General features: G+C 69.7%; 14 protein-coding genes and 1 riboswitch. Of the genes, 11 read left to right on the top strand and 3 right to left on the bottom strand.

The genetic code is table 11. The annotated features are described in order from the left end of the window. Positions 1–34 precede the first annotated feature (34 nt). The 9 genes from BLP95_RS04390 (at position 35) to BLP95_RS04350 (ending at position 11217) form a co-directional block, all read left to right on the top strand. Positions 35–1285 carry a sarcosine oxidase subunit beta family protein gene (locus tag BLP95_RS04390; RefSeq protein ID WP_089677204.1) on the top strand — a complete coding sequence of 417 codons (1251 nt, stop codon included), beginning with the start codon at positions 35–37 and terminating at the stop codon, positions 1283–1285. Between the two features lie 12 nt (positions 1286–1297). After that, on the top strand, positions 1298–1657 hold the full coding sequence (locus BLP95_RS04385) for a sarcosine oxidase subunit delta (protein ID WP_089677203.1): 360 nt from the start codon (positions 1298–1300) through the stop codon (positions 1655–1657). After that, positions 1654–4704, top strand: coding sequence for a sarcosine oxidase subunit alpha family protein (locus BLP95_RS04380; protein ID WP_089677202.1), 3051 nt, complete (start codon positions 1654–1656; stop codon positions 4702–4704). The genes BLP95_RS04385 and BLP95_RS04380 overlap by 4 nt, the downstream gene beginning before the upstream one ends. After that, positions 4697–5347, top strand: coding sequence for a sarcosine oxidase subunit gamma (locus tag BLP95_RS04375; RefSeq protein WP_089677201.1), 651 nt, complete (start codon positions 4697–4699; stop codon positions 5345–5347). The genes BLP95_RS04380 and BLP95_RS04375 overlap by 8 nt, the downstream gene beginning before the upstream one ends. A gap of 63 nt (positions 5348–5410) precedes the next feature. Then, positions 5411–6277 (top strand): formyltetrahydrofolate deformylase, encoded by an 867-nt coding sequence (gene purU / locus BLP95_RS04370; protein WP_089677200.1) that lies wholly within the window; start codon positions 5411–5413, stop codon positions 6275–6277. Positions 6278–6376: 99 nt separating this feature from the next. Next, positions 6377–7756 (top strand): L-serine ammonia-lyase, encoded by a 1380-nt coding sequence (locus BLP95_RS04365; RefSeq protein ID WP_089677199.1) that lies wholly within the window; start codon positions 6377–6379, stop codon positions 7754–7756. A gap of 175 nt (positions 7757–7931) precedes the next feature. Continuing rightward, complete coding sequence (locus tag BLP95_RS04360; protein WP_089677198.1) at positions 7932–8693, top strand: sulfite exporter TauE/SafE family protein; 762 nt, start codon at positions 7932–7934, stop codon at positions 8691–8693. A gap of 134 nt (positions 8694–8827) precedes the next feature. After that, a complete protein-coding gene (locus BLP95_RS04355) occupies positions 8828–10234 on the top strand; it encodes a D-alanyl-D-alanine carboxypeptidase (RefSeq protein WP_089677197.1) in 1407 nt (468 codons plus the stop codon). Positions 10235–10341: 107 nt separating this feature from the next. Next, positions 10342–11217 (top strand): DMT family transporter, encoded by an 876-nt coding sequence (locus BLP95_RS04350; RefSeq protein ID WP_089677196.1) that lies wholly within the window; start codon positions 10342–10344, stop codon positions 11215–11217. A 7-nt stretch (positions 11218–11224) separates the two neighbouring features. Here BLP95_RS04350 and thiE read toward each other — a convergent pair whose 3' ends face one another. From thiE to BLP95_RS04335, 3 genes are all read right to left on the bottom strand, one after another. Then, positions 11225–11842, bottom strand: coding sequence for a thiamine phosphate synthase (thiE, locus tag BLP95_RS04345; RefSeq protein ID WP_089677195.1), 618 nt, complete (start codon positions 11840–11842; stop codon positions 11225–11227). After that, positions 11832–12653: a hydroxyethylthiazole kinase gene (gene thiM, locus BLP95_RS04340; RefSeq protein WP_089677194.1), complete on the bottom strand. Its 822-nt coding sequence runs from the start codon at positions 12651–12653 to the stop codon at positions 11832–11834. The genes thiE and thiM overlap by 11 nt, the downstream gene beginning before the upstream one ends. A gap of 33 nt (positions 12654–12686) precedes the next feature. Beyond that, positions 12687–12785, bottom strand: a riboswitch (TPP riboswitch). 40 nt (positions 12786–12825) lie between these two features. Continuing rightward, positions 12826–13104, bottom strand: coding sequence for a hypothetical protein (locus tag BLP95_RS04335; protein WP_089677193.1), 279 nt, complete (start codon positions 13102–13104; stop codon positions 12826–12828). A 175-nt stretch (positions 13105–13279) separates the two neighbouring features. Here BLP95_RS04335 and BLP95_RS04330 point away from each other — a divergent pair, with 175 nt between their 5' ends. Then, complete coding sequence (locus tag BLP95_RS04330) at positions 13280–15121, top strand: DUF3413 domain-containing protein (RefSeq protein ID WP_089677192.1); 1842 nt, start codon at positions 13280–13282, stop codon at positions 15119–15121. 103 nt (positions 15122–15224) lie between these two features. Beyond that, entirely contained in the window at positions 15225–15743 is a 519-nt protein-coding gene (locus BLP95_RS04325; RefSeq protein ID WP_089677191.1) for a cytochrome b, read from the top strand. Positions 15744–15792 lie beyond the last annotated feature (49 nt).

The raw sequence follows: 15792 nt of genomic DNA, 5'->3' as shown, positions 1-15792 counted from the left end.
CCCCGCCGCGCGGGGCCGGCCGAGGAGGAAGAAGATGCAACGCTATTCAGGCTTCGGGCTGGCCAAGCATGCGCTGAGCCACCACGAGAACTGGGAGCGCCAGTGGCGCAATCCCACGCCGAAGAAGCAGTACGACGTGATCATCGTCGGTGGCGGCGGCCACGGCCTGGCCACCGCCTACTACCTGGCCAAGGAGCACGGCGTGAAGAACGTCGCCGTGGTGGAGAAGGGCTGGCTGGGCGGCGGCAACACCGCGCGTAATACGACGATCGTGCGCTCCAACTACCTGTGGGACGAGGCCGCGGCGCTCTACGAGCACTCGATGAAGCTGTGGGAGGGGCTCTCCCAGGACCTCAACTACAACGTGATGTTCTCCCAGCGCGGCGTGATGAACCTGGCCCACACCCTGCAGGACATGCGCGACGTCCAGCGTCGGGTCAACGCCAACCGCCTGAACGGCATCGACAGCGTGGTGCTCACCCCCGAGGAGATCCAGGAGATCGTGCCGGTCATGGACTGCTCGAAGAACGCCCGCTACCCGATCCTCGGCGCCTCCTGGCAGCCGCGGGCCGGCGTGGCACGCCACGACGCCGTGGCCTGGGGCTTCGCCCGCGCCGCCGATGCCCTGGGCGTGGATATCCTGCAGAACACCGAGGTCACCGGCTTCAAGATCCGCGACGGCCGCGTCTACGGAGTGCACACCAACCGCGGCGACATCGAGGCCAAGACCGTGGGCTGCGTGGCGGCGGGCAACTCCGGGGTGCTGGCGAAGATGGCCGGCTTCAAGCTGCCGCTGGAGTCCCATCCGCTGCAGGCGCTGGTCTCCGAGCCGCTCAAACCGGTGCTGGATACCGTGGTGATGTCGAACCACGTGCACGGCTACATCAGCCAGACCGACAAGGGTGACCTGGTGATCGGCGCCGGCATCGACGGCTACAACGGCTACGGCCAGCGCGGCAGTTACCCCACCGTGGAGCACACCCTGCAGGCCATCGTCGAGATGTTCCCGATCTTCTCGCGGGTGCGCATGAACCGGCAGTGGGGCGGCATCGTCGACACCTGCCCGGACGCCTGTCCGATCCTCTCCGCCACGCCGGTGAAGGGACTCTTCTTCAACTGCGGCTGGGGTACCGGCGGCTTCAAGGCCACCCCGGGCTCCGGGAACGTCTTCGCCTGGACCCTGGCCAAGAACCAGGCCCATCCCCTCGCGGCCCCGTTCTCCATCGACCGTTTCCACACCGGGGCTCTGGTCGACGAGCACGGCGCGGCCGGCGTCGCCCACTAAGGAGGCATCACCATGTTTCTCATCTACTGCCCCTACTGCGAGGAGCACCGCGAGGAAGAGGAGTTCCACCCCAAGGGCCAGGCGCATATCGCCCGCCCGGCGGACCCCGAGGCCTGCTCGGATGAAGAGTGGGGCGACTACCTGTTCTTCCGCGACAACCCCCGTGGCATCCATCACGAGCTGTGGGTGCACGCCGTCGGCTGCCGCAAGTTCTTCAACATCACCCGCAACACCGTGAGCTACGAGATCCTCGAGACCTACCGGATGGGCGAGCAGCCGCGCTTCACCGCCGAGTATCCCGAAGGCAAGCCCGCCGAGAAAAAGTCCGCCGCAGCGAAAGAGGTGGCGCAGCAGGAAGGAGTCAAGGCATGAGCCAGTCCTTGAAACAGCCGAATCGTCTTAAAGAGGGCGGACGCATCGATCGTGCCCGCCGGCTGAGCTTCACCTACAACGGCAAGACCTACCAGGGCCATGCCGGCGATACCCTGGCCTCGGCACTGCTGGCCAACGGGGTGGATGTCGTCAACCGCAGCTTCAAGTACTCGCGGCCCCGCGGCATCGTCGCCGCCGGCGCCGAGGAGCCCAATGCGCTGGTCCAGCTGGGCAGCAACGAGGCGGCCCAGGTACCCAACGTGCGCGCCACCCAGCAGGCGCTCTTCGATGGCCTGGTGGCGCGCAGCACCAACGGCTGGCCCAATGTCCAGCGTGACGCCATGAGCCTGGTGGGCAAGCTGGGCGGGCGCTTCATGCCGCCGGGCTTCTACTATAAGACCTTCATGGCACCGGCCTCCATGTGGATGACCTACGAGAAGTTCATCCGCAAGGGGGCGGGACTGGGCCGCAGTCCCATGGAACGCGATCCCGACAGTTACGATCATCTCAACCAGCACTGCGACCTGCTGGTGATCGGCGCCGGCCCCGCGGGCCTCGCCGCCGCGCTCACCGCGGCACGTGCCGGTGCCCGAGTGATCCTCTGCGACGAGCAGGAGGAGCTGGGCGGCTCGCTGCTCGACAGCCGCGAGCTGCTCGACGACCGTCCCGCAGCCCAGTGGGCAGAGCAGGCCGTCGCCGAGCTCGCCGAGTGCGCCAACGTCACCCTGCTGCCCCGCACCACCGCCAACGGCTACCACGATCACCACTTCGTGACCCTGCACGAGCGGCGCACCGAGCACCTCGGCGAGACCGCGCCGACGGTCGACGGCGTCCGTTCTACCCGCTCGCGCATGCACCGCGTGCGCGCCGGCCAGGTGCTGCTGGCCACCGGCGCCCACGAGCGGCCGCTGGTCTACGCCGGCAACGACGTGCCGGGCAACCTGGTGGCTGGTGCCGTCTCCACCTATATCCGCCGCTACGGGGTGGTGCCGGGCAACAGGCTGGTGCTCTCCGTCAGCAATGACCACGCCTACCGCGCCGCCCTGGACTGGGATGAGGCCGGCCGCGAGGTGGTGGCCATCGTCGATGCACGCCGCCACCCGGACGGCGAGCTGGTCGAGCAGGCCCGCGCCCGTGGCATCCGCATCATCGAGGGCTCGGCGGTGATCGAGGCCAAGGGAGACAAGCGCGTCAGCGGTGCCCGCGTCGCCACCATCGATGCCGAGGCATTCACGGTCACCGGCCAGGCCGAGACCCTGGCCTGCGACACCATCGCCAGCTCCGGCGGCTACAGCCCGGTGATCCACCTGGCCTCCCACACCGGCGCCCGGCCGACCTGGAACGAGGAGATCCTCGGCTTCGTGCCCAGCCTGGTGAAGGGCGTGCATGCCGCCGGCAGTGCCCGTGGCGTGCATGACCTGGCCGGTGGCCTTGCCGACGGCATGGCCAAGGCGCGCGAGGCACTCACCGCGCTGGGCCGGTCCGCCGATGCCATCGAGCTGCCCCGGGCCGATGTCATCCGCGAAGGCCAGGCCTGCGCGCTCTATCAGGTACCCCACGAGAAGCCCACCCTGCGCGCTCCCAAGCAGTTCGTCGACCTGCAGAACGACGTCACCGCGGCGGCCATCGAACTGGCCACCCGCGAGGGCTTCGAGTCCATCGAGCACGTCAAGCGCTACACCGCCATGGGCTTCGGCACCGACCAGGGCAAGCTGGGCAACATCAACGGCATGGCCATCGCCGCCCGCTGCCTGGGCAAGTCGATCCCCGAGGTGGGCACCACGGTGTTCCGCCCCAACTACACCCCGGTCACCTTCGGTGCCATCGTCGGCCGCCACTGCCGTGACCTCTTCGATCCCGAGCGCTACACCGCCCTGCACCAGTGGCACGTGGAGCACGGCGCCGAATTCGAGGACGTGGGCCAGTGGAAGCGCCCTTGGTACTTCCCGAGGACCGTCGACGGCAAGAAGGAGAGCATGGACGAGGCGGTCGCCCGGGAGTGCCTCGCCGTGCGCGAGAAGGTCGGCATCCTCGATGCCTCGACGCTGGGCAAGATCGACATCCAGGGCCCGGATGCCCGCGAGTTCCTGGGGCGCATCTACACCAACAAGTGGGCCAAGCTGGCGCCCGGCCGCGCCCGCTACGGGCTGATGTGCAAGGACGACGGCATGCTGATGGACGACGGCACCACCAGCTGCCTGGCCGAGAACCACTTCCTGATGACCACCACCACCGGCGGCGCCGCCGGCGTGATGGAGTGGCTGGAGCTGTGGCACCAGACCGAGTGGCCGGAGCTGGATGTCACCTTCACCTCGGTGACCGACCAGTGGGCGACCATGACGGTGACCGGGCCCGAGGCGCGCAAGCTGCTGGGTGAGATCACCGATATCGACCTCGACCGTGATGCCTTCAAGTTCATGGACTGGCGCGAGGGCAAGGTGGCGGACGTGCCCGCGCGGGTCTTCCGCATCTCCTTCACCGGCGAGCTAGCCTACGAGATCAACGTTCAGGCCAACTATGCCATGCATGTCTGGAAGACGCTGTTCGAGCACGGCGAGAAGTACGGCCTGACGCCCTACGGCACCGAGACGATGCACGTCCTGCGCGCCGAGAAGGGCTTCATCATCGCCGGGCAGGATACCGATGGCTCGGTGACCCCGGAGGACCTCGGCATGCAGTGGGCCATCGGCTACGACAAGCCCAACTCCTGGGTGGGCAAGCGCGCCCTGTCGCGCCCCGATACCCGGCGCACCGACCGCAAGCAGCTGGTCGGGCTCAGGCCCAAGGACCCATCGGTGGTGCTGGAGGAGGGCGCCCAGATCGTCTTCGATCCGGATCACGCTATCCCCATGCCCATGGTGGGCCACGTCACCTCCAGCTACTACAGCCCGACCCTCAAGAGCGGCTTCGCGCTGGCCGTGGTCAAGGGCGGCCATCAGCGCATGGGCGAGACCGTCTACCTGCCCATGGTCGACGGCAAGACCCACGCCGCGGAAATCGTCGGCACGATCTTTGTTGATCCCAAGGGAGAGCGCCAGAATGTCTGAGCAAACCGCCACCTGGTACAACCTCTACGACGCCCGTCCCCAGGTCGAGGTGCCGGCGGAATCGCCGCTGGCCTGGTCCTACCATCACAGCGGCCGTCCCGCGGTCGGCGAGAAGAGCCGCGTGGTGCTGCGTGAGCGCGACATGGCGGGTCACCTGATCCTGCGCGGCGGCGCCATCGTCCTCGACGAGGCGGTGCGCCAGGTACTGGGGTTCGGCCTGCCGGGACGCCCCAACACCCTGACCCGAGACGAAAGCGGCGAGCGCTCGGTCCAGTGGCTCTCGCCCGACGAGTGGCTGGTGATCGTGCCCGGCGGCGAGGAGTTCGCCCTGGAGAAGCGCCTGCGCGAGGCGCTGGGCGATGCCCACACCGCCATCGTCAACGTCAGCGGCGGCCAGACCCTGATCGAGCTCTCGGGCGAGAAGGCCCGGGAGCTCTTGATGAAGTCGACGCCCTATGACGTCCACCCGGAGGCCTTCCCGGTGGGCAAGGGGGTGACCACGGTGTTCGCCAAGGCCAACCTGATCCTGCGCCGCCCCACCGAGGAGCGCTGGGAGCTGGTGCTGCGCAGAAGCTTCGCCGACTACCTCTATCGCTGGATCCTGGACGCCGGCGCCGAGTACGCCATCGGCGTGGAAGGGTGACGGCTGTCGCCTGACAGAAGAGAGAGGGCCGGCATCCGCCGGCCCCTTTCGGGAGAGACAACCATGCAGGACAACAACAATCGCTGGATCCTGGCCGCCCAGTGCCCGAGTCGCCTGGGTACCGTGGACGTGGTCACCCGCTTCCTCAAGGAGAGCCGCTGCTACATCACCGAGCAGCACTCCTTCGACGATCGCCTGAGCGGGCGCTTCTTTATCCGCACGGAATTCAAGCCGGAGGCCGAGGGCTTCGATGCCGAGGCCTTCCAGGCCGAGTTCGCCGCCCGTGCCGCCGAGTTCGAGATGACCTTCGAGCTCACCGCCCCCGGCACGCGAATGCCGGTGGTGATCATGGTCTCCAAGGCGGATCACTGCCTCAACGACCTGCTGTATCGCTACCGCATCGGCCAGCTGCCCATCGAGATACGCGCCATCGTCTCCAACCACCCGGACCTTTCCGACCTGGCGGAGTGGCACGGCATTCCCTATCACCACTTCCCGATCACCCCCGAGACCAAGCCCCAGCAGGAGGCCCAGGTGTGGCAGGTGGTGCAGGAGAGCGGCGCCGAGCTGGTGATCCTGGCGCGCTACATGCAGGTGCTCTCAAGCGAGATGTGCGCGAGGCTCAGCGGCCGCGCCATCAACATCCACCACTCGCTGCTGCCCGGCTTCAAGGGCGCCAGGCCCTACCACCAGGCCTACGAGAAGGGCGTCAAGCTGGTCGGTGCCACCGCCCACTACATCAACGACGACCTGGACGAGGGGCCGATCATCACCCAGGGCGTGGAGCCGGTGAGCCACGCCGACTACCCGGAGGACCTGGTGGCCAAGGGGCGCGACGTCGAGTGCCTGACCCTGGCCCGCGCCGTGGCCCTGCACGTGGAGCGCCGCGTCTTCCTGCATGCCAACCGCACCGTGGTCTTCGATCGTTAGGCGCGTCAGTGGACGCGTAGCGCGTAGGAGGCCGGCTCTGCCGGGCGAGCGGCGCCGTCAGGCGCCTATCGATCCATCCAATAACAAGGTCATCGCATCATGCCAATCAGCGTCTTCGATCTGTTCAAGGTCGGCGTCGGGCCGTCCAGTTCCCACACCGTGGGCCCGATGCAGGCCGCCTGCAACTTCGTCGCCGAGCTCGATGCCAGGGAGCTGACCGGGCACGTCACGCGCCTCGAGGTCGAACTCTACGGCTCGCTCTCCGCCACCGGCATTGGCCACGGCACCGACCGTGCGGTGATCATGGGCCTGATGGGCGAGCGCCCCGACCGCATCGACCCCGATGTCATCGCCCCACGCATCGAGGAACTCCAGGCGTCGGCCACGCTGCGTCTGGCCAATCGGCATGCGGTCGCCTTCGACTGGGCGCGCGACATGCGCCTGCTCGAGGAGAGTCTGCCGCGCCATCCCAACGCCATGCGCCTGCTGGCCTACGGCGAGGCCGGCGAGCTCTACCGCAACACCTACTACTCGGTGGGGGGCGGCTTCGTCATCGATGAGGCCCAGGCCGCCGACGGGGTGCTGGACACCGACCACACCGAGATCCCCTACGACTTCCAGACCGCCGATGACCTGCTGCGCATGTGCCGCGAGAGCGGCCTGCGGATCAGCGAGCTGATGCTGGAGAACGAGAAGGCGTGGCGCGGCGAGGAAGAGATCCGCAAGGGACTCTGCGAGATCTGGCAGGCCATGAAGGCCTGCGTGGAGAAGGGGCTCGAGGCCGAGGGGGTACTGCCCGGGGGGCTCAACGTCCGGCGCCGCGCCCGCTCCCTGCACCTGCGGCTGCTGGACAGCCGCGACGACGACTCGCTGATCGCCACCACCATGTCGGCCATGGACTGGGTCAACCTCTACGCCCTGGCGGTCAACGAGGAGAACGCCGCCGGCGGGCGCATGGTCACCGCCCCCACCAACGGCGCGGCGGGCATCATCCCGGCGGTGCTGCACTACTACATGCAGTTCCGGAAGGGGGCCTGCGATCGCGACGTGGTGGACTTCCTGCTGGCCGCCGGCGCCGTGGGCATCCTGTGCAAGAAGAACGCCTCCATCTCCGGCGCCGAGGTGGGCTGCCAGGGCGAGGTGGGCTCGGCCTGCGCCATGGCCGCCGCCGGCCTCACCGAGGTGATGGGCGGCACCATCGACCAGGTCGAGAACGCCGCCGAGATCGGCCTGGAGCACAACCTGGGGCTGACCTGCGACCCGGTGGGCGGCCTCGTCCAGGTACCCTGCATCGAGCGCAACGCCATCGCCTCGGTGAAGGCCATCAACGCCGCCCAGATGGCCCTGCGTGGCGACGGCCAGCACTTCATCTCGCTGGACAAGGTGATCCGCACCATGCGCGACACCGGCGCCGACATGCAGGAGAAGTACAAGGAGACCTCCAAGGGCGGGCTCGCGGTCAGCGCCATCGAGTGCTGAGCGCCCCTGGACCGGTCACCCCTTCCATCCACGGGGGGAGAGAACAGGCCCGGTGTCCGGGCGGTGGAACACCCGGGAGGTATGGCCGCCTCGGGTCGAGCAGGGGGAAGCGAGATTTCTCGCTCACCCCTCGCTACCCTAGGGCGCTGCCATTCGCTCCTGCAGGGCCCTCCCGATGACGCTGCTCGACCTGCTCTCCCCGCTCTCCGCCGGCATCAACCTGCTGCTGGTCCTGATCTCGGTGTTCACCTCCGCCTTCACCGCGGCGGTGGGGGTCGGGGGTGGCCTGCTGCTGATCATGGCGCTGGCCCAGGTGATGCCGGCGGCGGCGCTGATCCCGGTGCACGGCATGGTGCAGACCGGCTCCAACGTGGGGCGGGTCGTGCTCACCTGGCGCCACGTCGACCGCACGGTGATCGCCGCCTTCCTGCCCGGCGTGGTGCTGGGTGCCCTGGCGGCGAGCTGGCTGCTGGTGCGCCTGCCCGCCGGGGTGCTGGAGCTGTGCATCGCCGCCTTCGTGCTCTACAGCTGCTGGGGGCCGGGGCTGCCCCGGCGTGCCCTGGGGCGCGTCGGGGTGCTGCTGGCCGGCGCCCTGACCACATTGCTCTCCAGCCTGGTGGGCGCCAGCGGGCCCATGGTGGCGGCCTTTATCAAGCAGGGGCAGAGCGACCGCCTGGCCAAGGTCGCCACCTTCTCGGCCTGCATGAGCGCCCAGCACCTCACCAAGGCCTTCGTGTTCGGCATGGCCGGTTTCGTGTTCCGTGACTGGCTGGGGCTAATGCTGGCCATGGTCGCCTCGGGCTTCGTCGGCACCTGGCTCGGCCTGCGCCTGCTGCGACGCCTCTCGGAGCACCGCTTCGATGCCCTGTTCAAGTGGGCCCTGACCCTGCTGGCGCTACGCCTGGTGTGGCTGGGGGCCTCGCGCCTGGCGGGCTAGAAGGGCAGGCGAGTCGTGGATTTTTTGCCGCCACGCCCTGTACAGCGGCGCTATGCGGGCCATAATGCGGGAAGACGCCCCAACAAAAGCGTTATCGAGCACAGCACTATCGGGACATTCGAGGGAGCAAGCGTATGGTGACCGCGATCCAGGCCCTGGGCCGCTCACGGCTGTTGGCGTTCGGGCTGCTGGTGAGCCTGGCGGTGCTGCTGGCCACGGCGGCGCAGGCCAACCCCAAGTATGCGGCCATCGTCGTCGACGTGGAGAGCGGCGAGATCCTCCACGCCGCCAACGCCGAGGAGACCCGCTATCCGGCCTCGCTGACCAAGATGATGACCCTCTACCTGCTGTTCGAGGCGCTGGAAGGGCGCAGCATGAGCCTCGACCAGCCGCTTCCGGTCTCCTCCTATGCCGCTTCCAAGCCCGCCTCCAAGCTCTACGTGAAGGCCGGCTCGACGATCCCGGTGGAGACCGCCATCCAGGCGCTGATCATCAAGTCGGCCAACGACGTGGCGGTGGTGGTGGCGGAGGCCCTGGGCGGCAGCGAGAGCCACTTCGCCGGCATGATGACCGCCAAGGCCCGCGAGCTGGGCATGCACGACACCACCTTCCGCAATCCCCATGGCCTGCCCGACGCCGGCCAGACCACCACCGCCCGCGACATGGCCGTCCTGTCGCTGCGCCTGATGCAGGATTTCCCCCAGTACTACCACTACTTCTCGCGCACCCGCTTCGCCTGGAAGGGCAAGACCATCACCGGCCACAACCGCCTGCTCGACAACTATCCCGGCGCCGACGGCCTCAAGACCGGGTTCATCCGTGCCTCGGGCTTCAACGTGGCCACCTCGGCGGTGCGTGACGGCCGTCGTCTGGTGTCGGTGGTGATGGGGGGCTTCACCGCCGCCTCCCGCGATGCCCATATGGCGGACCTGCTGGATCGCGGCTTCGTGCGCGCCTCGCTGTTCGGGCGCGGCGACTGGGTCGCCTCGGCGGACTTCTCCGGCGAGCGCATGAACCTCGAGCCGACCCTGCCCGCCGCGCGTCCGGTGGCGCCCTCCTCGCCGCCCGAGGTGCAGCTGGCCGCGCGCCAGGCGCCGGCCGAGCGCGTCGTCGCACGCCTGGAGCCCGAGCCCCGGCTGGCCAGCCTCGAGGCCCCCGAGCCGTTGCCCCGCGCGAGCTCGGCGCTGCCGGAGACCGCTCAGGGCTCGGCCAACGATCCGATCCGTGAGCTGATCGCCCAGGCCGACGAGCCCGCGAGCCGCACCACCCAGCGCCTCGAGCCGCTGGGGCGCAGCGGTGGCTGGGGCGTTCAGGTGGGCGCCTTCAGCAACCCCGACAACGCCCGCAGCCTGGCCGGCCGCGCCGCCGACCGCCTGGCCAGCGACCTGGCCAACGCCCGGGTCGACATCCACGAGGCGCCCGGGCCCCAGCCGCTGTTCCGGGCCCGGCTGGTCAACCTCGACGAGAACCAGGCCTACCGCGCCTGCCGCAGCCTGGCTCGTGACGGCATCGACTGCATGGTGGTGGGCGCCGGCATGTAGCGGTTGCCGTTCGCCTGCGAAGCTTCTAGTCTGACCCTCCTGCCCACCCCGTTGGCTCCCTGCCGGCGGGGTGGCGCTTTTGGTGGCGAGCTGCACGAGGAGGCGGGATGTCGGCGTCGATCAAGGGGATCGGGTTCATGTGCCTGGGGGTGCTCTGCCTGGCCGTCGGCGACGCCATCTCCAAGTGGCTCGGCGAGGTGCACTCGCCGCTTCAGATCATCTTCTTCCGCACCCTGGTGTCGCTGCCGCTGATCGCGTTGCTGGCCCACTTTGCCGGTGGCCTGCGCAAGCTGCGCACCCGGCGCCCCGGGGTGCACCTGCTGCGCGGGCTGATCTACACCGGCACCATGGGCTGCTTCGTGCTGGGCCTGACCCTGCTGCCGCTGGCCGAGGCCACGGCCATCGCCTTCGTGGCGCCGCTGTTCGTGACCCTGCTCTCGGTGCCGCTCCTCGGCGAGCGCATCGAGGGGCCGGTGCTGGCCGCCTCGCTGGTAGGCTTCGTCGGCGTGCTGATCGTGGTACGCCCCGGTGGCGAGGCCTTCCATCCGGGCTCCCTGGTGCTGGTGGGGGCGGCGCTCTTCTATGCGCTGATGCTGATCACCGCACGGCGTTGGGGCGCCACCGAGCATCTCTGGGCCATGATCTTCCACATGACCCTGGTGCCCTTCGTGATCACCGGGCTGCTGCTGCCCTGGGTGTGGCAGGCGCCGCTGCCGTGGCACTGGCTGGGCTTCCTCGGCTCGGGGCTGTTCGGGGTGGGGGCCACCGCCTTCATCACCCTGGCCTTCCGCCATGCCCCGGCGGCCATCGCCGCCCCCTTCGACTACACCGCCATGCTCTGGGCGGTGGTGCTCGGCTGGTGGTTCTGGGGCGAGATGCCGGACCTCTGGGTGTTCGTGGGCAGCGCGCTGATCATCGGCAGCGGCCTGGCCATCGCCTATCGCGAGGGACGCACCTCGCTCAAGCGACGCCCCACCGCCTGAGCCCCCTTCAGCCCCACGGACCGAAGGCGCGCGCCGCCGCCTCGGGGTCCGGCATACCGCAGATCGCCGAGATCACCGCCAGGCCCTGGGCGCCGGCCTGGCGCGTCGCCGCCACGTGCTCCGCCTTGAGGCCACCGATGGCCACGCCGGGCAGGGGGCTCGCCGCCGCCAGGGTGGCCAGCCCCGCAAAGCCCAGCGGCTCGGCGTGGTCGTGCTTGCTGGGGGTGGCGAACACCGGGCCGAGCCCCAGGTAGTCGAGGCGCTTGGCATCGATGCGCGCCAGCTGCTCCAGGGTCTGCACCGAGAGACCCAGGATCGCCTGCTCCCCCAGTGCCGCCCGGGCCTCGGCCACCTCGCCGTCGTCCTGGCCGATATGCAGGCCGTCGGCGCCGCTCTCCACCGCCACCGCCAGGCGGTCATTGATGATCAGCGGCACGCCGCTGCCGGCCAGGGCCGCCTTGAGCCTGCGTGCCTGGTCGATCAGCTCGCCGTCCGCGGCGTGCTTGTCGCGCAGCTGGACCACGCTGGCGCCGCCGCGCACCGCGGCCACCACGGTCTCCACCAGGCCGTGGCCGGCGCACAGGGCGGGGTCGGTGACCAGGTAGAGGGAGAGGTCAAGGCGCATCGGTCACCTCCAGGGGCGGCAGGTCGGAGAGTTGCTGGCTATCGAGGGCGTGGAGTGCGTCAAGGAAGGCCACGGCGAAGCTGCCGGGGCCGGCGGCCACCGCGCCGGCCTGGCGTCCCGCCTCGCCGTAGCAGGCGAGCGCCGCCACCGTGGCGGCGAAGGGATCCTCGGCCCCCACCAGGAAGGCGGCCACCACCCCGGTGAGCGCGCAGCCCAGGGTGGTGACCCGGGGCATCAGCGCATGGCCCCCCGGGATGTGGGCGAGACGACGACCGTCGGTGACCCGGTCGACCTCGCCGGTCACCGCCACCACGGCGTCGAGGCGGCGGGCCAGGGCCACGGCGGCCTGCTCGGCGGCCTCGACGGGGTCGCTGCTGTCCACGCCGCGCCCGCCGGCGCCGCCGGCCTCCAGGGCGAGGATCTCCGAGGCGTTGCCGCGGATCACCGTGGGGCGCCGCTCCAGCAGGCGCTGGCCCGCCGCGCGGCGATAGGCGGTGGCCCCCACGGCCACCGGGTCCAGCACCCAGGGTTTGCCGGCCAGCCGGGCGGCCTCGGCGGCCTCCTCCATGGCCGCGACCCACTGCGGGGAGAGGGTGCCGATGTTCACCGTCAGTGCATCGGCGAGGGTGGCGAACTCGGCGGCCTCCTCGCGGGCGTGCACCATGGCCGGCGAGGCACCGAGGGCCAGCAGCACGTTGGCCATGGGGTTCATGGCCACCAGGTTGGTGATGTTGTGAATCAGCGGCGCGCGCTCGCGCAGGCGCGCCAGATGGGCGGCGGGGTCGATCGGGCCGCGGCTGGCGGTGGTCATCGTTCCTCCCGGGCGTGGGAGGTGTGCAGGCGTGGGTGCGGCTGCACGACTCCCTACGCCGGCATGATCCGGGTCAGGTTCCAAGGGTGCGTCTCAGCCACGGCGAGTGCCGCGGCGCCCCTGTCGTCAGTGCCTCACTATCCACGCCTGCCGGCGGGCTGTAAAGCGTGGCTCAGCCCATCACATGGAAGCCGCCGAGGAGGGTCAGGCTGGCCAGCAGCACGCTGTCGAGGCTCTCGCGGGCCTCCTTCTGCCGCCAGCGCTCGGGGCGCAGCAGGGCCAGGGCCGCCAGGCCCAGGGCGGCCAGCCCCAGCGGCAGCTCGATGGGCTCCCAGCCGGCGGCCAGCACGCCCACCGCCAGCAGCGCCAGGCCAGCAAGCAGCAGCGGCAGGAGGGCGCGGTTCTCGGTGGCGGGCGTGGAATCGAGTGCTATCGTCGCGCTCCGGGTCATGGTGTCGCCTCTTGTCGGGTCCTGTGAGCAACACCCGACTGTGTCGCCCCTTCCTTAAGGATTGCTTAAGGTGGAATGACCAGAGTGTGACGGCGCCGCTTCCGGCAACTTTCCATCGTCCCACAGGCTGCCCGTCGCGGTGTCGCGTCGGCCCGATCAGGATCGTGACCTTCGCATGCTCGCAACCCTTCTCCATCGCTGGCGCTGGCTGGGCGCCTGGACCCTGGCCAACCTGCTGCTCGCCTGGCTGATCAGCCTGCGCTATCTGCCCCATGTGGCCCCCAAGGGCGCCGAGCAGTGGGGCTACCTGCTGCTGGTGTTCCTCGGCCATATCGCGCTGCTGGTGTGGCTGGGGGCACTGCCGCCGTTGCTGCTGGCGCCGCTGCTGCGCGCCCCCTGGCTCTGGCTGGTCACCACCCTGTGGGCCGGGCTGCTGCAGCTGGTGCTGCTGCTCGACACCTTCGTCTACGCCCAGTACCGCTTCCACCTGAGCGGCTTCATCCTCGACCTGCTGGTCAACGCCGGCGGCGATGTCTTCAGCTTCTCCTGGCTCGCCTGGAGCCTGGCCATCGGCGGCGTGCTGGCGATGCTGGGCCTGCAGGGGGCCCTGGGGGCCTGGCTCCGGCGGCGTCCACCCTCGCGGCCGGTATTGCCGGTGCTGGGCATCGGCGTGCTGGCCCTGTTCGGGGTGCATGGCTGGCATGCCTGGGCCGACGCCCACTACGACCGCGACATCACCGGCATGACCCGCCATGTGCCGCTCTTCTACCCAGCCACCGCCAAGCGCTTCTTCGTCGAGCGGGGCTGGGTCGACCCCCAGGCGGTGCGTGACCGGGTGGAGCTGGAGGCGGCCGAGGGCAAGGCCCACGACCTGGCCTACCCCTCGGCGCCGCTGAGCTGCTCGCCGCCTGCCACCCCGGCCAACCTGCTGCTGGTGGTGCTGGACACCGCGCGCCATGACCTGCTCGACCCCGAGGTGATGCCGAACCTCAGCCGCCATGCCGAGCGCCCCGGCTGGTATCGCGCCGAGGCGCATTTCAGCGGCGGCAACTCCACCAAGGCGGGGGTGTTCAGCCTCTTCTACGGCCTGCCGGTCACCTACTGGGATGCCTTCACCGCCGGCCAGACGCCGCCGGTGCTGATGGAGACGCTCGAGGCCGCCGACTATCGCTTCCAGGTGCTCTCCTCGGCGACCCTGGTGAGCCCCGCCTTCGATCGCAACGTCTTCGCCGGCCTGGAGGATGTCTCGCTGACCCCGGTCCGGGGCGAGCCCTGGCAGCGTGACCGCCAGATCACCGAGGACTGGCTGGCCTGGATGGAGGCCTCGGCGGAGTCGCCCGACGCCGCGCCCTTCTTCGGTTTCCTGTTCTACGACGCCATCCATGGCTACAGCAGTCCGCCCGACTTCCCGCGCTTCACCCCCTACTGGGAGCAGATCAACCACATGGCGCTGGGGCCCGACTTCGACCCCGAACCCTACTGGAACCGCTACCGCACCGCGGCACGCTACGTGGATGCGCAGCTCGGGAGGGTGCTCGACGACCTCGAGCGGCGCGGGCGGCTCGACGATACCGCGGTGGTGATCACCTCGGACCACGGCGAGTCCTTCAACGAGCATGGCCACAACTACTGGGGCCACGGCAGCAACTACACCCCGGAGCAGGTGCAGGTGCCGCTGGTGATGCATCTGCCCGGACGCCCTGGCGGCGTGCTCGAGGGGCGCACCCACCATGCCGATATCGCCCCGACGCTGCTGGAGACGCTGCTCGGCTGCGAGGCCGCCGCCGAGCGCTATACGCTGGGCCACAACCTGCTCGCCGCCGCAGGGAGTCGAGACTGGCTGCTCTCCGGTAGCTACATGGGCTATGGCATCCTGCTGCCGGAGTACCAGATCGCCGTGCACCCGACCGGCGCCTTCGAGGCCTATGACTACCGCATGAACGAGCTCGAGGCGGTGCTCCCCTCTCCCGAGGTGGCCGGCGAGGTCCTGCAGGCGCTGTCACGTTTCTACCGGTGAGCAAGCGCGCGAAGATGAACGCCCCATGAACGCGGCGTTAAGGTTGCGGAAAGCCGCGCCGGGGTAAAACGGTCGTCGTCCATCGACCGAGGAGGATGACGACATGAACTGGCTGGATTCCCAACACCGTTACGGCGCCGTCTCGCGGGCGCTTCACTGGAGCATGGCCACGCTGCTGATCCTGATGCTGGGCACCGAGTGGCTGGCCGAGCTCGTCGGCATGAGCGAGCGTGAGGCGATGGCGCTGCACAAGAGCGTCGGGGTGCTGCTGCTGGGGCTGCTGGTGACCCGGCTGCTGTGGCGTGGCGTGAACCACGGCCGGCTGGAGGCCCATGCCCACTGGCAGTGGGCGGCCCGGCTGGGCCATCTGGCGCTCTATGCGGCGATGCTGCTGATCCCGGTGAGTGGCCTGCTCACCGCCCTGGGCAGCGGCCACGGGGTGGAGGTCTTCGGCATGGCGATGATCGCCCCCGGGGCCGAGATCGAATGGCTGGAGGAGGCCGCCGAGGAGACCCACGAGGTGCTGGCCAACCTGCTGTGGTTGCTGATCGGCGGGCACGTGGCGGCCAGCCTGGCGCACCAGTTCTGGCTGCGCGACCACGCATTGAAGCGCATGGCGTAAGCCTGGCGACGGCGGCACCCGGCAGGGGCTCAGGCCGGGTGGCGCCGCG

The organism is Halomonas shengliensis, from assembly GCF_900104135.1.
Lineage (GTDB): Bacteria > Pseudomonadota > Gammaproteobacteria > Pseudomonadales > Halomonadaceae > Halomonas > Halomonas shengliensis.
Note: the sequence above shows the minus strand (reverse complement) of the source record. Positions and strands in the feature narration are given on the sequence as shown.